The following is an 18,315-nucleotide window of genomic DNA, read 5'->3' on the forward strand; positions in this document are numbered from 1 at the left end:
AATTTCTGAAATTCAATCGTTGCAGGTTAACGACTATACATCACCATAAAACACATTCAAACACTTGATATGACGCGTTTGCGAATGGTTATAGGTATTTATCCTATTCCCACTCAATCGTCGCTGGCGGCTTAGATGTAATATCATACAGCACGCGGTTTACGTGTTTAACTTCGTTGACAATTCGTACTGAGATTTTTTCTAATACGTCCCAAGGGATACGTGCCCAGTCGGAAGTCATGCCGTCGATTGAAGTTACGGCACGGATACCTACTGCGTAATCGTAAGTACGTGCATCACCCATAACACCTACTGAACGGATGTCTGGAAGTACACAGAAGTATTGCCAGATTTCTCGGTCAAGACCTGCATTTTTGATTTCCTCACGCAAGATATAATCTGCTTCACGAAGGATATCAAGTTTTGCTTCAGTGATTTCACCAAGAACACGGATACCCAAACCAGGGCCCGGGAATGGTTGGCGCCATACGATTTCTTCCGGTAATCCAAGCTCTAGACCTAGAGCACGAACTTCGTCTTTAAATAGCGTATTTAAAGGTTCGATTAACTCAAACTTCATATCTTCCGGAAGTCCGCCAACATTGTGGTGGGATTTGATTGTTTGAGCTGTTGCTGTACCTGATTCAATGATATCTGTATAAAGAGTTCCTTGTGCAAGGAAATCCATATCTGTTAATTTTGCTGATTCTTCGTCAAATACGTAAATAAATTCGTTACCGATAATTTTACGTTTTTGTTCCGGATCTGAAACGCCTTCCAATTTGCTCATGAAGCGTTCGCGAGCATCGATTTTGATGACTTTCATATCAAAATCTTCCGTGAAAGTTTTCATTACCTGCTCAACTTCACCTTTACGGTTCAAGTTGTGATCCACGAACATACACGTTAATTGGTCACCAATCGCTTTATGTATCAATACCGCTACGACAGAAGAGTCTACCCCACCGGATAATGCACAAAGAACTTGTTTGTCCCCAACTTGTTCACGGATCTTATTCATTTCAAGCTCGATAAAGTTTGCCATTGACCAGTCGCCTTTTGCATGGCAAATATCAAATACGAATTGGCGTAAAATATCGTTTCCATATACAGAGTGGCGCACTTCCGGGTGGAATTGCACAGCATAGAAGCCTCGCTCAACATTTTGCATAGCTGAAATTGGGCAAGATGCACTTGTTGCAATCACTTCAAAACCTGTTGGCACTTCTGTTACAAGGTCACCATGACTCATCCAAACCACTTGTTCTTTTGGAAGGTCACCAAATAATTGATTATCTGCTGTAATATTGATTTCCGCTTTCCCATACTCACGATGATCAGCACCCTCAACTTTACCGCCTAAAGCATACGACATTAGTTGCATACCGTAGCAAATCCCCAAGATTGGCAAACCTAGATCAAAAATCGCTTCGTCTACTTTAAATGCTTTTTCATCGTATACTGAGTTTGGACCACCAGAGAAAATAATCCCTGCAGCATTCATTTCTTTAATTTCCTCAGCCGTAATTGTGTGTGGGTGTAATTCAGAGAAAACACCAAATTCACGGATTCGACGTGTAATTAATTGATTAAATTGGCTACCAAAATCGAGTACAACGATTTTTTCTTGTTCTTTTAACAGTGGAGTCGTCACGCTTTTTACACCTCTTCTAAAATTTTAAAGGCGCCTCGCTTCTTTGTAAAAAAACGCGTTCAAAAAGAAAACTTTCTGACGCGTTCATGATTGGAGACAAGGCGGATACAGTTGACCCTTAGGACATGGCCGTACCCGCCCTCATAGATAAGTTATTTATGGTAACTTAGTAGATACATCCGAACCCTATTATCGGACTTATATGAAGGCAGCCTATTTATATTTTTCCTAAATTCTACCCTTAGTATAAGCTAAAATCAACTAGTTATCTGATTGATTAAATATTCCCAACTTTCTTTCATTTGGGACATGTCTGCTTTGGATGCATTTTTTGAATAGATTGATTGTTCATAGAACTTCGTTAAACGGGACATGTGGCCTGTTTCGAAATATGCATCCATTTCTTTTGCAAACGTCTGCAACGTTTGTCCATCCTTCCGTTTGAAACCTTTCAACTCCAGCAACTTCAACAGCTGCAAGAAAGCTGCTTCAAACGTGGATTCATTAAAATCTTTTCGTCTATATAGCGCAGCGTATACTTTCGGCAGCCATTTTCTGCGTATTTTATATAGCACAAACACACATACAATGCCTGCTGCTAACAGAAGCATAAAGATAAACTTATTTTGTTCAAAGAAATCGGATATATTCTTCGACAACCGATTTTCTTGAGGTGTTGTTTGTTGTGTCTCAGGTTCCTCTTCAACCACTTCATCCGGTTCGGTTTCTTCTTCAATCGTTAAGGCATCCTCTTGATAAGCATCCGTTTCCAAATCATAATCGATTGAGCGTGAACTGTTAAACCCGATCGTTGGTTCAAAATTGACCCAACCAACACTTGGAATATAAGCCTCCACCCATGAGTGTGCATCATTATTTGTAATCTGGTAGGTACTCATGGAACCATTGTTATCAACTAGATCCCCACCGGCAAATCCCTTCACCCATCTTGCCGGAATCCCAACTGAACGCAGTAAAACAACCATCGATGTCGAGAAGTTGTCGCAATAGCCGATTTTTGTTTCAAATAAAAATTGATCTACATAATCCTGCTCTTCGGAAGGGATTGCTATATTATCCGTATCGTATCGGAATCCATTTTGTTTAAAATACATTTCGATTGCACGGGCCTTATCATATGGAGTTTCTCTTCCTTCTACAATGTCGGTAGCCAAATCTTTCACTCTATCCGGCAAGGCTTCTGGTAGTTGGAGATACCTCTCCCCAATCATTGGATCTATTTCTTCGGTTGGATCCTTCAAGGCGCTATATTGAAAAACCGGCTTACTGTATTCCACTGTGTAACCTGTTAAAGCAGTTGGAGCGCGGTCAACATAAGACATGATTTTTTCTGTATCCAAGGACATCATGAACTCAAGATTTGGATGTACCGACATCATGGCAGAAGTAACATTTTTCAATCCATAGGGCTGTATAACAAAATCGTAGGGATCCATTACCTGAATCGTTGCAGTCTTCGTATCTTCTTCAGGTCCTCTAGGAAGCGAGTAGTCGATCGTTTCACCAGGTGCAATTGCTCTAAGTTCCCCTTGAGAATAACCCGCATCCTCCCAGCCTTTCGATGTATAAACATCTTTTGTTTCCACTCGCCAGTACTGCTTTGTGGATGCTTCTGCCAAGAATACAACAGTATCATCCGCAACAAAGGAACCGCCTAATCTACTATCATTGTCGCCATATCCTACTTTCTTGATTCCACCCTCATCAACTTCACTGCCGCCTTTGCCTGCTGCGGATTTAATAAACGGAACCGGATCTGGCCACTGAGGAGGAGATTTCGGCAGGAAAAACGCTATACTGCTTACAGCAACCACCAACAAAATAACCGGAACAACGAGTTTTAGATATTTCATTAAATCCATTTTGATATTCGCGTTATTGATTAGACGCTTAATAAGCAAGGACACTGTCATAATCAAACCGAGCAGCATGATTCGCACGATTGCAAGGGAACCATCATATTCAGTAAACGTATCAAGTGCTCCAACAAAAAACACAGTTAACAGGAGGAAGTAAAAAATATTCATTCTCACTACTATCCAATGATGAATCAAATAAATCAACATCCAGATTAAGATAAAGAATAGGAACGTTCGGAACGGATCGGTAATATGCGGCCAATCAGCACGCATTAGCGCTTCGATATTTGTTTGGAAATCGCTAAATAAAAAATCAATCCCCTCCGCCGAAAGCACGAATACTCCGTCATATATGAAGACGATAAACCATAGTATATAGGCAACTTTAACAAGCCACGAAGCAATGAAATGTATACGAAACAGACTTATCACAAGCGATAATGCTATAAATAATAAAATGAGTTCCATATAGCCAGTCTTTGTTAAATCCATAATCGGAACGAGCCACTCACGCAAAATAAAGAATATAACAATATAGTAAATAAGCAATTCTATTAAGCTAAAAGAATTTTTTATCACGGCTTCATCACCTCCGTGAATGCATTTTCAAACTGGTCAATCGTAATATAAATCACTTTTACATTCGCTACACTCAAGCGTTTCTCCGTCATTTTTTCACCTTTATCAGACACGACAAAACAGACAATGCCACGTGCAAATTTTGCACTATTCACAAAGAAGTCCTTCAGTTCTTGTGATAGCTCGCCTGTTACTAGCACTAGAGTAGCAGAACTTATTAGACCCATTTGCTTTGCAAGGATTGAATCGATTGCTTGGTTTGCATTCGCTTCTATGACAGCCAGGTGCTGCATCACTTTTTCCAGTCGGCTTCGGGATTTAAGTTTCGGAAATACTTCCCTTTTTTCACCGGTTGATATAAAAGAAATGTCACCATTATTTTCGATGACACTTTGCAGGATAGAAGCCGTTAAATCCACCGCATATTCAAAATTCTTGGCCGAGGACTGGTCGATCGCAAGGAATAAATCCTGAGTCTGGCGATCTTCAAATTCCTTTGTCCGCAAAGTTTCATTTTTTGCGTATGACTTCCAATGTATCCAGGAAGACTTATCTCCCGATTGATAATCTCTTATTCCAGTTACCAGCGAAGTATCCTTCATCATCGAAAACTGGGCAACTACCCCACCATGTTCAAATTGCATTTGCAATGGTCTATATTTAATGGTTGATAGTTTCGGCAGGATGACAATCGATTTATTTTCCTCAATCACCTTGGTACGTATAGTCCATCCGAAAAAATCCGTAAAAGTTAATTGAATACCTTGAAATTCAATTTTGCCTCGCTCCAGATGATTCAGCTCATAGGACCAATCGAATTTACGCTTCCAGCCAACAAAATGAATTTGACTATCGTTTCCCTGATACTTCCTCGACAGACCTTCAGTTTGAATTTCCTGGACGGTCAGAAATATCAGGGGAATCCACGTCTTATTCCGAAAGCTTACAGATACTTTTACAGAATCACCGCGATGGAGTTTGGAGGGGGTTACCTCCCTGTGCACTTCAACGATATTAATGGGAGCAAACGATAACAGCACGGAGTAAAGTAAAAAAGGCGTTAAGGAATAAAATATAAACCAGCTTACAAATCCACCTTGAAACATGGCATAACTAAACGTTATTACAGCCAGTAGAATAATGAAGATAAATTGACCACCGCCACGCAAATATGCATTTAGCCTTTTCATTGCTCAGCAAACCTTTTTATCGGAATAACCGATTTTTGAATAATTCGACTTACTATTTCATCCGTTGTAACTCCCTCATATCTTGCTTCGGGCTTTAAGATTATCCGATGCCCAAATACAAATGGCGCTAAATACTGTACATCGTCAGGTTTCACAAAATCACGGTCCTGCATTTTTGCATAAGCTTGAGATGCTTTCATTAAGGCAATGGATGCACGCGGGCTCACACCTAAATAAACTTCACTTATATTTCTTGTTGCTCTGGCAAGCTGTACAATATAACTCTTGACCGAATCTTCAATATATACATTTCTCACTTCATCTTGGAGTTCCAAAAGTTCGTCAAGGGAAATGGCGGGTGTCAAGTGAACAATCGGTTCGGAATTTGAGGAACGGCGCAATACCTCTACTTCTTCCTGTGCGGAAGGATAGCCCATTTTTATTTTCAGTAGAAAACGATCTAGTTGCGCTTCCGGCAGCGGATATGTACCTTCGTATTCAATCGGATTCTGGGTTGCCATTACAAAAAATGGCCGTCTGATTTGCAATGTCTCTCCATCAATCGTGACCGAGGCTTCTTCCATGCTTTCAAGAAGAGCAGACTGTGTTTTAGGGGAGGTGCGGTTGATTTCATCTGCCAGAATAATATTTCCTACAATCGGCCCTGGACGAAATTCGAATTGAAGAGTTTTCGGATTGTATATTGAAACACCTATAACATCGGACGGGAGTAAATCGGGTGTAAACTGGATACGTTTAAACTCTGCACCAACTGATTTTGCCATAGCTTTTACCATCATAGTCTTTCCAACTCCCGGCACATCCTCCAGTAAAACATGCCCTCCAGAAAGCAGAGCAACCACACTTAATTCAGCTACTTCACGTTTTCCAATCATTACTTTCTCTATGTTTTCAATTATTGCTTCTACTTGTTTATGCATTACTACCAATCCTCCAAGGTCCCCAACAATAGTCAGAATTTACACACATTATATATAAAGCATAAACGAAAATTAGATAGGAAGCCACTTAATTGCATTGGGAATTCGCCTAAAATTTTACAAGTCCAAATTTCCTCACCTTACAATAAAAAATGCCTCAACAATTAGTTGAGACACCGATAATTTTAGATTGATGAACGGTAAGCAGGAATGCGAGATACCTTCTTTCTTGCCATTTCAATTTTTTCAGTATATTTTATTAAACGATTTTGCAATGAGGCAATCGTCATTGCATCATTTGGCAATCCGCTAACAGGCATACTGTCCAGGTTTGTTTTCAATTCAGCCTTTTTTGACGAATGATTTTCGTCTTGTTGTCTTTTTCTTTTTCGATTCCCCTGCCCACCAGCAAACTGGCTAACCTCGGCTTCTTGCATCATACGGAAAATTTGTTCATTCGTATGCAAATATTGCCTTGAATTACGAAAAATACTGCTAGTTGTTTGTATTACTCGTGTTGCTCGCATTCATACTTACCTCCTCTTCTTACTTGCTCCATTATTTAATGAAATTAGCTTGAAATAAATGACTATGAATAAACATAGTGCAGATAAGTTCTTCCATTCAATAACTTTTTGCACTATGTCGATTATTATTTCCAAAAATCATCAAAAATTGTAATTGGTAAGTGACGTTTATGTTGGCTTTTCAGATAATGTCCCTCAATAATTTTTCTGGCAGCTTCCGGTACTTCTTTACCTTCCAGATAATCATCTATGACATCATAAGTGACACCCAGTGCCGTTTCATCCGGCAATGCTGGTCGATCTTCCTCTAGATCCGCTGTTGGTGTTTTCAGGTATAAATGCTCCGGGCATCCCAAATAAGCCAGGATTTGTTTGCCTTGCCGCTTGTTCAAACGGAAAATTGGCGTTAAATCTACTCCACCATCTCCGTATTTTGTATAAAATCCAGTTATAGCCTCAGCTCCATGGTCAGTACCGACTACCACCCCATTATTCATGGCAGCGATTGAATATTGTACCTTCATGCGTTCCCTTGCTTTTTCATTTCCTTTTGCAAAATCACTTAAGCTAATACCGGCTTCCTCCAAAGAAGCAACACTTGCATCTACACTCGCTTTAATATTCACTTCAAACACTTTAGTTGGTTGAATGAAGTCAAGCGCATCTTGGCAATCTTCCTCATCTGCTTGTACACCATAAGGCAAACGCACTGCAATAGTGGAATACTTTGCTTCTTCTGCTTCTTGGTTCAACTCATCTACAGCGATTTGAATCAGCTTACCCGTTAATGTGGAGTCTTGACCACCACTCACACCAATAACGAAACTACTCAAGAAGGAATGCTTTTTCGCATATTCCTTCAGAAAATCAACGGATTTACGAACCTCTTCTTGCGCATCGATTTCAGGCATCACTTTCAACTCTTCAATAATTTGTTTTTGCAAATCTTGCATGAGCAGTCACCCCTTTATTAGTTTTCAATATCATGAACCATATTGCGAACGTCTTCAATATTCCGCATTTTGTTGTCCCAGCATTTTTTGCTTAAGTCAACCGGATACTCTTCAGGATTCAACGAACGTTTATATTCATCCCATAATAACTCTAGATTATCGGCAGTATATTGCTTCATGTCTTTTACCGAAGGACTCGTATAGATTACTTTACCTTCATCCACTACTTTGATATGCATTTGTCTTGCTTCAAAATTTGTTACAAACTTCGAGATAAACGTATGCACAGGATGGAACATTTTAATGCGTTCCTCATCTTGCGGATTTTCGTCAGCCATTACGATATAGTCGCCTTCCGCTTTACCATTTTCCCTATTTATAATGCGATAAACTTTCTTCAATCCCGGCGTTGATACTTTTTCAGCATTGGCGGTAATTTTAATCGTGTCTCTCATTTCACCCAATTCGTCTTCGATCGAAACCAACTTATAAACAGCACCCAATGCCGGTTGATCATAGGCAGTAATTAATTTTGTACCAATTCCCCAAGAATCTACTTTTGCCCCTTGAGCTTTTAGATTTAAAATTGTATATTCATCCAAATCGTTTGATACAATAATTTTTGCATTTTGAAAACCAGCTTCATCTAACATGCGTCTTGCTTCTTTAGATAGAAAAGCAATATCTCCACTATCCAAACGAATTCCCACAAAGTTAATTTTATCTCCCAATTCCTTCGCTACGCGAATTGCATTCGGGACACCTGATTTCAATGTATTATAGGTATCTACCAAAAACACGCAATCCTTATGGCGTTTTGCATAAGCATGAAATGCCTCATACTCACTGCGGTAGGCTTGCACCATTGCATGGGCATGGGTACCCGAAACAGGAATATCAAAAAGCTTACCCGCCCGAACATTGGAAGTAGAATCAAATCCTCCAATGATCGCAGCTCTTGATCCCCAAATCGCCGCATCCATTTCCTGGGCTCTACGAGAACCAAATTCCGCTGCGCCTTCATCTTTAATAATTTGTTTTATACGACTCGCCTTTGTAGCGATCAAAGTTTGGTAATTTACAATATTTAAAAGGGCAGTTTCTATTAATTGCGCCTCCACTAGAGGTGCTTCAATTCGTAAAAGTGGTTCGTTCGCAAATACAATTTCCCCTTCTTTTACCGAATAAACAGAACCAGTAAAAGTTAATTCTTTTAAGTAATCGATATAATCCTCTTTGTACTTTAATTCTTCCGATAAATATGCAATATCGCTTTTTGAGAATCGGAAATTCTTCAAGTATTGGAGAATTCGCTCCAGTCCTGCAAATACCGCATATCCGTTTCCAAAAGGTAGCTTTCTAAAATATAATTCAAAAACCGCTTTTCGATTATGGACGCCATCCGCCCAATAGCTTTCCGCCATATTGATTTGGTACAAATCCGTGTGTAAAGTCAAGCTATCGTCAGCATAATTCGATTTCATATAATGCCCCTTCTTCCAGTTTCATAATTAGTCACATTATACACTATTTAACAGTAAATTAGAAAAACTCAAACACAACACTAAAAATCTCAATTCTACTGCCGTCATTTTTACGGGTATCCTTAAAATTTATACTTTCTATTGCCATCCCCTTTTATCCTCCACTCAAATCCATGTCATATCTCATCACACTAAAAACAGTCTCATATCAAAGAGAAAAACTACATCGAAATTAAAATATCTGTTTATTTCATAAAGTATTTCATAATTTTTCATCATCACAACGAATTATGTTATAAATTCTAACATAAAAACAAGATCAACTATTGCTTTTTTTACAATTTCATATTATTATGTTAGATATAGTAACACGAAACGAATTGTATTAGAAATAGAACCCCTATTTACTTTAAGGTTTTCTTTACAATTTGTCTTCAAGGAATGTCTTTATGATTCTTGTTGCCGATTACTAGACTTGTACCCTTAGCAAGCTAGTTATCAATACCTTTTTGGCTAACTCGTGCCCCCAAATCATGCGAGTTAGCTTTTTTTATTCCTTGAATGAAATCCTATTTTATTTAATAAAATACCAGCGTTATAATATTGCTAAGTTTTATAAATAGGAGAAAACCATGAAACATACTTACACTTCTGCAATTCAATTCAACAACATCTGTTTTGAAATTGATCGAGTGCCCATTTTAAACAATATTAGCGGTTCATTTTATGAGGAGCAAATTACCACTCTCGTTGGGCCATCCGGCGCAGGAAAAACTACGCTGCTAAAAATGTGCAACGGTCTAATTTCTCCAACTTCCGGGGAAGTTTTCATCGAATCCATTTCCATTGATTCAATTGCACCAACTACTTTGCGAAAAAACATAGGAATCGTGCTTCAAAATGCACCGATTATTCACGGAACAGTCTTTGAAAATATCGCACTTCCATTTTCGCTGCAAGAGAAAAAGTTAACCGAAAAAGAAGCAATACTATTTTTAGAAGCTGTAGGACTTGACCATACTTTTTTATATCGCCGGGCAAGCGATCTATCAGGTGGGCAAAAACAAAAGATTTCCATCGCACGTTCTTTGGTCAATAAACCAAAAGTACTTCTTTTGGACGAAATTACGTCTGCATTGGATCCAGCATCAGTAAGCGAGATTGAACAACTTATTTTAAAGATCAATCAAGAATTTCAAGTAACGATTGTTTGGATTACACACAACATTGAACAGGCTAAAAGAATAGGAGATTTCACGTGGATCTTGATGGAAGGTCGATTATTGGAAAGCGGCGAGAGCAGCATTTTGAGTACCTCAACGAACGAACAAATCCAACTGTTCGCTAAAGGAGTACACAGCAAATGACTTACACATCACTCTCCCTAACATTAATTTTTGTCTTGATTCCAATTATCCTATCCAGAACATTAAAGCTTGGTCTTGAAAAAGACACAACCATCGCTACTATACGATCCATTATTCAATTACTGGCAGTCGGCTATGTATTGAAATTCGTTTTCGATGCTCATAGCTTTATCTATATGATTGTGATGATTTTATTAATGATTTTAACTGCGACGTTAAACGCCCGAAAAAAAGGGAAAGCTATTAAAGGGATTACATGGAAGATTGCGACCACCCTGATAATTATCGAAGTAGTGACACAAGGAATTCTTTTAGGCTTTAAAATTGTACCGGCAACTGCACAATATATCATTCCAATAAGCGGTATGTTAATCGGAAATTCGATGGTCCTATCGATTCTTTTCTTAAATCGCTTTACAGCTGAAATTGAATCGGGCCGCGATCAGATTGAACTTATTCTCTCACTGGGAGGAACGCCGAAGCAAGCAGTCCATCATCAGCTTAAAACCGCCATTCGCGCCAGCATGATTCCAACAATAGAGAGTCAAAAAACAATCGGATTGGTGCAATTACCCGGAATGATGAGTGGACAGATTATCGGCGGGGCGGACCCGGTGCAAGCTGTACAATTTCAATTACTCATTATTTTTGCTTTACTCACTACTGCAGCCTTATCAAGTGTATTTATCGGTTTCTTGAGCTACCCGACATTATTCAACGAACGTATGCAATTAATAGAAATTTCCAAAACCTAAATTCGATTAAAATTTGTACTTTCCCCAATTTAATATTATTATTTTTTTGTATGTTATAATAATTGCAAAAATAGAAATGAGGTACCAATTATGCCAGTATTACGTGATTTTTTCATCGCTTTATCCGAGAACCAATTCCTGAATAGTGCAGCTCAAAAATACGGTCTAAAAATGGGAGCACAAAGTGTAGTTGCAGGTACGAATATCGAAGAAGTAATCCAGAGCATGAAAGAATTGAATGCTCAAGGTATTTCTTGTACTGTTGATAATCTTGGTGAATTCGTTTACGAAAAATCAGAAGCTACAAAAGCTAAAGAACGAATCCTTGAAGTCATCGAAGCTATCCATGAAAATGATGTAGATGCGCATATCTCGCTTAAACCGTCTCAGCTTGGTTTGGATATCGATTACGATTTTTGCTACGACAACTTAATGGAGATTGTAGGAAAAGCGCATGAATACAAAATCCACGTCAACTTTGATATGGAAAATTACGAACGCCTACAACCATCATTTGATTTGTTGGATAAAATCTCGCTAGTGTACGATAATGTAGGTACAGTAATCCAGGCTTATTTCTTCAACGCCCAGGAAAATATCGAAAAGTATAAAAACTATCGTCTGCGTATCGTAAAAGGCGCTTATAAAGAACCAGCAGAAGTTGCTTACCAAGATAAAAACGATATCGATTTAAACTTCATCGAGTTAATTGAATACCATTTGCTTCACGGGAAATTCACATCAATAGCAACACACGACCACAACATCATTAACCATGTTAAGCAATTCGTGAAAGATCACAATATCCCGAACGATAAATTTGAATTCCAGATGCTTTACGGCTTCAGAAAAGAAATGCAATTGGAGTTGGCTAAAGAAGGCTATAACTTCTGTACGTATGTACCATTCGGCAATGATTGGTACGGCTACTTTATGCGCCGCCTAGCAGAACGCCCTCAGAACTTGAATCTTGTAACGAAGCAAGTTTTCACCAAGAAAACAAACACTGTTCTAGGTGTAGCTGCTGCAGCATTTGTATTAGGTCGTCTTACTAAAAAGAAGTAAGAGTATTTCCCTGATTCACTTATCGGAATACAAAAAGAGGCTGCGCCGGCAGCCTCTTTTTCTTATGGGTAAACATCCTATTCCACTTAAGTATTTTTTCCTCATCGATGAGGCAGGACATTTTCATCTTTATTTATTCCAACCCTTTTCTTTAAATCTAGAAATGGCTTCAATTCGATTACTTACACCAAGTTTATCCAATATTGTGGATATATAATTTCGCACGGTACCTGCAGACAAAAAGAGCTCTGCCGCGATTTCTTTCGTCGTCTTACCTTCCGCAACCAATTCCAGGACTTGGCTTTCTCGCTCCGTCAGCGGATTTTCGCTATCATCCTCATAAACAAAGTCTACAAGCTCAGGCGCATACATCCGTCGGCCATCCATGATTACGCGAATTGAATTCACCAAATCCTCAATCGGGCTATCTTTTAGTAAATAACCTCGCACACCCGCTTTTCTTGCTCTTTCAAAGTAGCCGGGTCTCGCAAAAGTCGTTAATATAATGATTTTGCAATCCGTATTTTCCTGCAAACCTTCCGCTGCATCCAATCCTGTTTTAACCGGCATTTCTATATCCATAATACAGATATCAGGCTTTAATTCATTCACTAACCCGATTGCTTCCTCGCCATTTTTGGCAATTCCGACTACTTCCATATCATCTTCCATATTCAGCAGTGATTTCATCGCACCCAGCAACATTCCCTGGTCTTCAGCTATCACAATTCGAATCATATCACTCACTTCCTTTCTGATGTGTAATGGCAAGCGGAATACTGATCATAAGCTTGGTGCCCTCTTTACTTTCAATTTGAACAGAGCCGTTAATAAATTCTAACCGCTCCCTCATTCCTTTCAATCCATTCCCGGCGATATTCAACTTTTCGTTAAATCCTTTGCCCGTATCATAAATGGTCAAGATGACTTCATTATCATTTCTTTCTATTATTATTGCACATTTTTTAGCCTCGCTATGCTTCACTACATTTGTAATGGCTTCTTTTAAGCTCATGCTTAATACACTTTCCACCAAAACCGGCAGTTGCAATTCCGCACTGTTTCCTTGTATCTCATACTCAATTTCGGCCGCTTCCAAAATTTGCTTCACCCTAGCCAATTCCTCTTGAAGCTTTACGGCACGCATATCGGATACCAGTTCCCTTACTTCCTTCAATGCGATGCTTGCGGTCTGGCGAATTTCTTTTATTTCCTGTATGGCCGCTTCCGGATTTTTTGTAACAAGTCTGCTGGCTAGGTCACTTTTCAAGCCAATCATCGAGAGCTTTTGCCCTAATGTATCATGCAAATCTCTGGCGATTCTCTGACGTTCTTCATGGATGATCAATTCAGCGATGCGTTCATTGGCTGTTTCAAGCTGACCCTGCAACTTTTCTCTTTTATTTTTACTATATAAGGTAAATGGCAATAATACTACCCCGACAACCGTGATAATAATAAACGGAGTTTGCGATAGAAATAAATCCAGGTCGATAAAATATCCCGCGACGATTGATAGGATCGTAAAGCCGATATGTAAGCCATACATGATAAAAAATCCTACATTATTTCTGAAATTCCCTATAAAGAATGCGGTAAATAGTGATAAGTAGACATATCCATACATCAATGTCATCGCTACATTCAATACCATTTCAAAACTAATCCACATGTACAGCAAAGCACTTTTAGAATTAAATGAAAAATAATGAGATAAGAAAAATAGCAAAATCAATAAGATACCTATAGAAATTTCAAATATGGATAGAGACCTGATAATGAAATAGAATGGCATAATACAAAAAATAACCCAAACATAAATACTGATCCACGGATTTTTCGGCAAAATTGTATACCAACTTCTCATGATATTCCTCACACTTCTTTTATAATTCGTTTTCACTAAGGTTGAATAGAATGATTTCGCAATTATTATAACAAAATCACGGTGTACCCCTAAAGGCAACACCGTGATTTCTATTAAAACACCCCAATGTACTTCTCCGAAATTCCTTAAGCTTGAATGGAATTCCTTTTAATCCGCAAAGATTGTTCAACCTCTTTAAATGAAATAAACTTTTTATTCTTCGCATCATATAGTTTATATCGAATAGACTCTACACTTGTTTTTAATGTAATAGTTGTTGCTTTTTGTAAAGGTGGGATGGATTCATGTGCCGCTTCTAAATTATAATTCGGTACGCGTGGCGCTAAATGATGAACATGGTGGAAGCCAATATTCCCCGTCACCCACTGCAGGATTTTCGGCAGCTTATAATAAGAACTTCCTTCTACTGCAGCTTTTACGTAATCCCAGTCTGTTTCGTACTCAAAATATGAATCTTCGTACGTATGTTGAATATAGAATAACCAGATACCTAATGCACCAGCTAAAAACAATGTGATGCCATGTACCAGCAAGAATGTTTGCCATCCCGTTACCAATACTAGAGTAACACAGAGAATCAGCAATGCTGCATTTGTAAAGTACGTATTCAACCGTTCTTTTCTTTTCGCATCTTTACGGTTTAATCGATTCGCCACCAATACCAAATATAATGGTCCCAACCCAAACATCACAATCGGATTGCGGTATAAACGGTACCCGAATCGGCCAAGTTTAGATTTTTGTAAATACTCTTCAACTGTTAACATATCAATGTCACCAATACCGCGTTTATCTAAATTGGAGCTCGATGCATGGTGGATCATATGCTCCCTTTTCCATTTTTCATAAGGGAATGACGTCAGAATTCCTGTGATATTGCCGATAATTGCATTTGCTGTTTTATTTTTAAAAAATGATCCATGTGTACAATCATGGAAGATAATAAATGTCCGAACTACAAAACCTGAGGCAAGTATACTACATGCTACCGTAAACCAAGGAGAAAACTGTAGTAAGTAGTACCCCGCTCCCCAAACAACAAGAAGTGGAATGATTGTATTTATTATTTGTAATATACTAATTTTCAACTCTGATTTTGCAAAAGGTGCTACGTCTTTACGTAACTGCTTTGTTTTTTCAGCATCAGTCATAGCCAATTTCCATACCCTCTTTCTTCGTTTTGTTCCTAATACCATCATAGAAAATAACCACCTATGCTAGTAGGAGCAAACATCATGATTATTTTATTACAAATGTCATATGACCAGGTACCAAATTTGGGCGATATTTACAAATTAGACCCCTGATAGCTGTACTAAGCTATTTCTACTAGCAAGCCATCAAGATTCCAACAGACATCTTATATAAGCATCTTTAGAAAAAAGTGATTTCGAATATAAATTTTGCACCCAACCATATGCTCTTCAATCAAGATACCTCACGGACGTCCTTCATAAACAACGATGAAGCAAAATTATTACTCACTCTATATAAAAAAGAAGAAAAAACATTTTGTTTTTTCTTCACTCTTCATTCCACATATTCTTAAAATATCGTACTTTAAATAGCAGAACCCTCAAGTACTCTATTTTTGTATGAAAGATAGACTATTTAGAACTTTTGCTGCTGTATTTTTTCCATTTTCAATACATGCTCCAATTCCTACACCGAAGTAGGAACTGCCCGCTATATAAAGATTTGGATATTTTGAATTTAGGTCGATTAATAGTGTATCCAATGCTTCCTTATGAGCTAAATCATATCTCGGCATCATTTCTATCCATCTTGCTACATTAACGACAACCGGTTTTTCCTGGATATCAAGACTCAGCTTCACATCTTCCAATGCTACTTCCGTCAATTCTTCATCCGACATCGCCGCCAACTCTTCATATCGGGGATTTGTATTCTTATAGAATAATCTTACGAGCAAATTTCCACTGGCAGAAGTATGCTTCCATTTACGGCTTGTCCAGGTTGAAGCATTACAAACTAGATCGCTATTATGCGAAACGATAAAACCTGTTCCGTCAGCAGGCAAAATGGAATCGGGAAGGTCAAATCCCAAATAGATCGTCAGGGCTGAGGCATTCGTAAACTTACTTAAGTTTAAATCCATCTCCTCATCCTTTAAAACATTTCGAACAACGTTATTAGGAACTGCCAATACGACCACATCCGCTTGAACCGTCTCCCCATTGGCAAAAGTTACTTCGTAGAGGATTCCATTTTTCTTCACACTTGCAGTTTCGGTATTTTTGTAAAATTCAACTTCAGGAAGAAGCTCCTCAAGACGATTAATTAAAGCGGAAAGCCCATTTCGAAATGATATGAATTTTTTATTGGCCGCCTTATCAAATTGCTCCTTGTTCGCTTCAAAACCTTTCATAATGCTGCCATAGTTATTTTTGTAGTCAACTAGATAAGGTAATGTGGATGCAAGCGACAACTGATATAAATCGCCGGAGTATACACCGGCAAGGACCGGGGCAATTTGCTTCTCAACAATCTCTTTTCCTAAAAAGAACTCCAGAAAGTCGCCTATCGAACTTTCTTTTGTAAACTGTTCATTAGGGATTTCCGCATCCTTTAATACGCGAGCCTTTCCTTCTTCCGAAATTAAAGTGCTTGCCTGCAGAGATTCCATACTCATCGGAATACCAAATGTAGATCCTGCAGGAATTGCATGCAGCTCATTATTTGTATGGATATACGAAATTCCTGTTTCGTTATAAACCAATTCCGAATCAAAATCGAGTTCCTTGACTAATTCCAGAACATTCGGGTGACGCGCAACAATCGAATCTGCACCCGATTCCATAATAAAACCGGATTCATGCACCGTATGCATTTTCCCGCCTAGATGCTCATTTTTTTCGGCTAGTATGTACCGAATCTGCTCATCACCGGGAGCTTGGCGTTTTAAATAATGCAATGTGCATAGCCCCGTGATTCCCCCACCAACAACAACTACTGTTTTCATAAAGACACTCCTAATCGTTCATCTATCTGCCTCTAGTATAAACGTTTTTCCGCAAAAGTACCTGTGAGTTGTTTTACAAAACTCGTACAAGAATAGAACAATTTTATGAAAAAAACCTGAATTAAAAGAGTAATTAGTCAAACTTTTGCATCTGGTGACTGGCTGCGTTACGCCACTTGGCCGCTTCTTTTCGATTTTTGGGAACGTCGATGCCGAGTTCATAGATGCTGGCAATATTCAGCTTTGATTGATAATCGCCAAGTAATGAAGCCCTTTTGTAATAATTCAGAGCCTTTTTTCCATTTCGGGGTACACCTATACCATTCTCATATAAAAAACCTAAATTATAGATGGAGTCGATATGATGGGTTTGCGCTGCTTTTTCAAACCATTCCAACGCTTGCCCGATATTCTTCTCTTGCCCAAGCAGCCCCTCCAGATAAATCGTACCAACTCGATACTGTGCGTCCTCATACCCTCCTGTTGCAGATTTTAGATAATAGTGAAAGGCCATGGACTCATCGGGTTCCATGCCAATTCCCTGCTCATACATGATCCCTAAAGTAAACATTGCCTCCACTACACCTTGGGAAGCAGCAATTTCGAACCAATATAGTGCTTTACTTGCATCTACAGCTACACCTTCACCATTTAAGTACATATCCGCAAGATTATTGGCACTATCAGCATGACCCTTTTGGGCGGCACTTTTATAGTATAAAAAGGCTTTTTCGTAGTTTTCTTCAGTACCAAGCCCTTCAAAATAACAATTACCCAATTCGAACATGGCAACTGTATTGTCTAGAAGTACAGCTTCCTTCAGCCAATGTACCGAATCGCTAAATTTATCCATAGCCCGGTAAATATAGGCAATCTCAAGCATGGCATTGCCATCGCCTTCCAAAGCTAGGATAAATATATCCAGGGCTTCTTTTACTTCTTCAGCATCAAAAATTTCGCTATGGTCATTCAGTAATTCTTCAAATAATTCGCGGTCATAAAGCATGGGACTCTTCACCTTTATCAATGTTTTTTAAAAAACTGATCAT

Annotated in this window: 15 protein-coding genes and 1 riboswitch; of the genes, 3 read left to right on the top strand and 12 right to left on the bottom strand. The window is 38.7% G+C overall.

Annotation, left to right across the window (positions count from 1 at the left end; genetic code table 11):
• Nucleotides 1-103: 103 nt before the first annotated feature.
• The 7 genes from guaA to QYB95_RS15390 form a co-directional block, all read right to left on the bottom strand.
• Nucleotides 104-1,654: a glutamine-hydrolyzing GMP synthase gene (guaA, locus tag QYB95_RS15360; RefSeq protein ID WP_301139253.1), complete on the bottom strand. Its 1,551-nt coding sequence runs from the start codon at nucleotides 1,652-1,654 to the stop codon at nucleotides 104-106.
• A gap of 124 nt (nucleotides 1,655-1,778) precedes the next feature.
• A riboswitch (purine riboswitch) is annotated at nucleotides 1,779-1,880 on the bottom strand.
• Nucleotides 1,881-1,911: 31 nt separating this feature from the next.
• Complete coding sequence (locus QYB95_RS15365) at nucleotides 1,912-4,113, bottom strand: transglutaminase-like domain-containing protein (RefSeq protein WP_301139254.1); 2,202 nt, start codon at nucleotides 4,111-4,113, stop codon at nucleotides 1,912-1,914.
• Entirely contained in the window at nucleotides 4,110-5,303 is a 1,194-nt protein-coding gene (locus QYB95_RS15370) for a DUF58 domain-containing protein (protein ID WP_301139255.1), read from the bottom strand. The genes QYB95_RS15365 and QYB95_RS15370 overlap by 4 nt, the downstream gene beginning before the upstream one ends.
• Nucleotides 5,300-6,244: an AAA family ATPase gene (locus QYB95_RS15375; RefSeq protein ID WP_301139256.1), complete on the bottom strand. Its 945-nt coding sequence runs from the start codon at nucleotides 6,242-6,244 to the stop codon at nucleotides 5,300-5,302. The genes QYB95_RS15370 and QYB95_RS15375 overlap by 4 nt, the downstream gene beginning before the upstream one ends.
• Before the next feature lie 185 nt (nucleotides 6,245-6,429).
• The gene (locus tag QYB95_RS15380; protein WP_301139257.1) at nucleotides 6,430-6,771 is read right to left on the bottom strand and encodes a hypothetical protein; all 342 of its coding nucleotides are present in this window, start codon (nucleotides 6,769-6,771) and stop codon (nucleotides 6,430-6,432) included.
• 125 nt (nucleotides 6,772-6,896) lie between these two features.
• The gene (gene nadE / locus QYB95_RS15385) at nucleotides 6,897-7,724 is read right to left on the bottom strand and encodes an ammonia-dependent NAD(+) synthetase (protein WP_301139258.1); all 828 of its coding nucleotides are present in this window, start codon (nucleotides 7,722-7,724) and stop codon (nucleotides 6,897-6,899) included.
• A 17-nt stretch (nucleotides 7,725-7,741) separates the two neighbouring features.
• Nucleotides 7,742-9,208 carry a nicotinate phosphoribosyltransferase gene (locus tag QYB95_RS15390; protein WP_301139259.1) on the bottom strand — a complete coding sequence of 489 codons (1,467 nt, stop codon included), beginning with the start codon at nucleotides 9,206-9,208 and terminating at the stop codon, nucleotides 7,742-7,744.
• A gap of 632 nt (nucleotides 9,209-9,840) precedes the next feature.
• Between QYB95_RS15390 and QYB95_RS15395 the strand changes: the two genes are divergently transcribed.
• The 3 genes from QYB95_RS15395 (at nucleotide 9,841) to QYB95_RS15405 (ending at nucleotide 12,395) form a co-directional block, all read left to right on the top strand.
• The gene (locus QYB95_RS15395; RefSeq protein ID WP_301139260.1) at nucleotides 9,841-10,575 is read left to right on the top strand and encodes an ABC transporter ATP-binding protein; all 735 of its coding nucleotides are present in this window, start codon (nucleotides 9,841-9,843) and stop codon (nucleotides 10,573-10,575) included.
• Nucleotides 10,572-11,330 (top strand): ABC transporter permease, encoded by a 759-nt coding sequence (locus QYB95_RS15400; RefSeq protein ID WP_301139261.1) that lies wholly within the window; start codon nucleotides 10,572-10,574, stop codon nucleotides 11,328-11,330. The genes QYB95_RS15395 and QYB95_RS15400 overlap by 4 nt, the downstream gene beginning before the upstream one ends.
• Nucleotides 11,331-11,420: 90 nt before the next feature.
• The gene (locus QYB95_RS15405; RefSeq protein ID WP_301139262.1) at nucleotides 11,421-12,395 is read left to right on the top strand and encodes a proline dehydrogenase family protein; all 975 of its coding nucleotides are present in this window, start codon (nucleotides 11,421-11,423) and stop codon (nucleotides 12,393-12,395) included.
• Between the two features lie 129 nt (nucleotides 12,396-12,524).
• Here QYB95_RS15405 and QYB95_RS15410 read toward each other — a convergent pair whose 3' ends face one another.
• The 5 genes from QYB95_RS15410 to QYB95_RS15430 form a co-directional block, all read right to left on the bottom strand.
• Nucleotides 12,525-13,133, bottom strand: coding sequence for a response regulator transcription factor (locus QYB95_RS15410; RefSeq protein ID WP_301139263.1), 609 nt, complete (start codon nucleotides 13,131-13,133; stop codon nucleotides 12,525-12,527).
• Nucleotide 13,134: 1 nt separating this feature from the next.
• Nucleotides 13,135-14,262 carry a sensor histidine kinase gene (locus QYB95_RS15415; RefSeq protein WP_301139264.1) on the bottom strand — a complete coding sequence of 376 codons (1,128 nt, stop codon included), beginning with the start codon at nucleotides 14,260-14,262 and terminating at the stop codon, nucleotides 13,135-13,137.
• Nucleotides 14,263-14,408: 146 nt separating this feature from the next.
• Nucleotides 14,409-15,434 carry a Delta(5) desaturase DesA gene (desA, locus tag QYB95_RS15420; protein WP_301139317.1) on the bottom strand — a complete coding sequence of 342 codons (1,026 nt, stop codon included), beginning with the start codon at nucleotides 15,432-15,434 and terminating at the stop codon, nucleotides 14,409-14,411.
• Nucleotides 15,435-15,868: 434 nt separating this feature from the next.
• Complete coding sequence (hemG, locus tag QYB95_RS15425; protein ID WP_301139265.1) at nucleotides 15,869-17,266, bottom strand: protoporphyrinogen oxidase; 1,398 nt, start codon at nucleotides 17,264-17,266, stop codon at nucleotides 15,869-15,871.
• A 133-nt stretch (nucleotides 17,267-17,399) separates the two neighbouring features.
• Nucleotides 17,400-18,272 carry a tetratricopeptide repeat protein gene (locus QYB95_RS15430; RefSeq protein ID WP_301139266.1) on the bottom strand — a complete coding sequence of 291 codons (873 nt, stop codon included), beginning with the start codon at nucleotides 18,270-18,272 and terminating at the stop codon, nucleotides 17,400-17,402.
• Nucleotides 18,273-18,315 lie beyond the last annotated feature (43 nt).

The organism is Ureibacillus aquaedulcis (assembly GCF_030418165.1).
In the GTDB taxonomy this organism is placed as follows: domain Bacteria; phylum Bacillota; class Bacilli; order Bacillales_A; family Planococcaceae; genus Ureibacillus; species Ureibacillus aquaedulcis.

Excerpts from the sequence above, each read along its gene's own strand:
- QYB95_RS15370 (WP_301139255.1), bottom strand. The coding sequence starts at position 5,303 with ATGAAAAGGCTAAATGCATATTTGCGTGGCGGTGGTCAATTTATCTTC.
- QYB95_RS15375 (WP_301139256.1), bottom strand. The coding sequence starts at position 6,244 with ATGCATAAACAAGTAGAAGCAATAATTGAAAACATAGAGAAAGTAATG.
- QYB95_RS15380 (WP_301139257.1), bottom strand. The coding sequence starts at position 6,771 with ATGCGAGCAACACGAGTAATACAAACAACTAGCAGTATTTTTCGTAAT.
- nadE (WP_301139258.1), bottom strand. The coding sequence starts at position 7,724 with ATGCAAGATTTGCAAAAACAAATTATTGAAGAGTTGAAAGTGATGCCT.
- QYB95_RS15390 (WP_301139259.1), bottom strand. The coding sequence starts at position 9,208 with ATGAAATCGAATTATGCTGACGATAGCTTGACTTTACACACGGATTTG.
- QYB95_RS15395 (WP_301139260.1), top strand. The coding sequence starts at position 9,841 with ATGAAACATACTTACACTTCTGCAATTCAATTCAACAACATCTGTTTT.
- QYB95_RS15400 (WP_301139261.1), top strand. The coding sequence starts at position 10,572 with ATGACTTACACATCACTCTCCCTAACATTAATTTTTGTCTTGATTCCA.
- QYB95_RS15405 (WP_301139262.1), top strand. The coding sequence starts at position 11,421 with ATGCCAGTATTACGTGATTTTTTCATCGCTTTATCCGAGAACCAATTC.
- QYB95_RS15410 (WP_301139263.1), bottom strand. The coding sequence starts at position 13,133 with ATGATTCGAATTGTGATAGCTGAAGACCAGGGAATGTTGCTGGGTGCG.
- QYB95_RS15415 (WP_301139264.1), bottom strand. The coding sequence starts at position 14,262 with ATGAGAAGTTGGTATACAATTTTGCCGAAAAATCCGTGGATCAGTATT.
- desA (WP_301139317.1), bottom strand. The coding sequence starts at position 15,434 with ATGACTGATGCTGAAAAAACAAAGCAGTTACGTAAAGACGTAGCACCT.
- hemG (WP_301139265.1), bottom strand. The coding sequence starts at position 17,266 with ATGAAAACAGTAGTTGTTGTTGGTGGGGGAATCACGGGGCTATGCACA.
- QYB95_RS15430 (WP_301139266.1), bottom strand. The coding sequence starts at position 18,272 with ATGCTTTATGACCGCGAATTATTTGAAGAATTACTGAATGACCATAGC.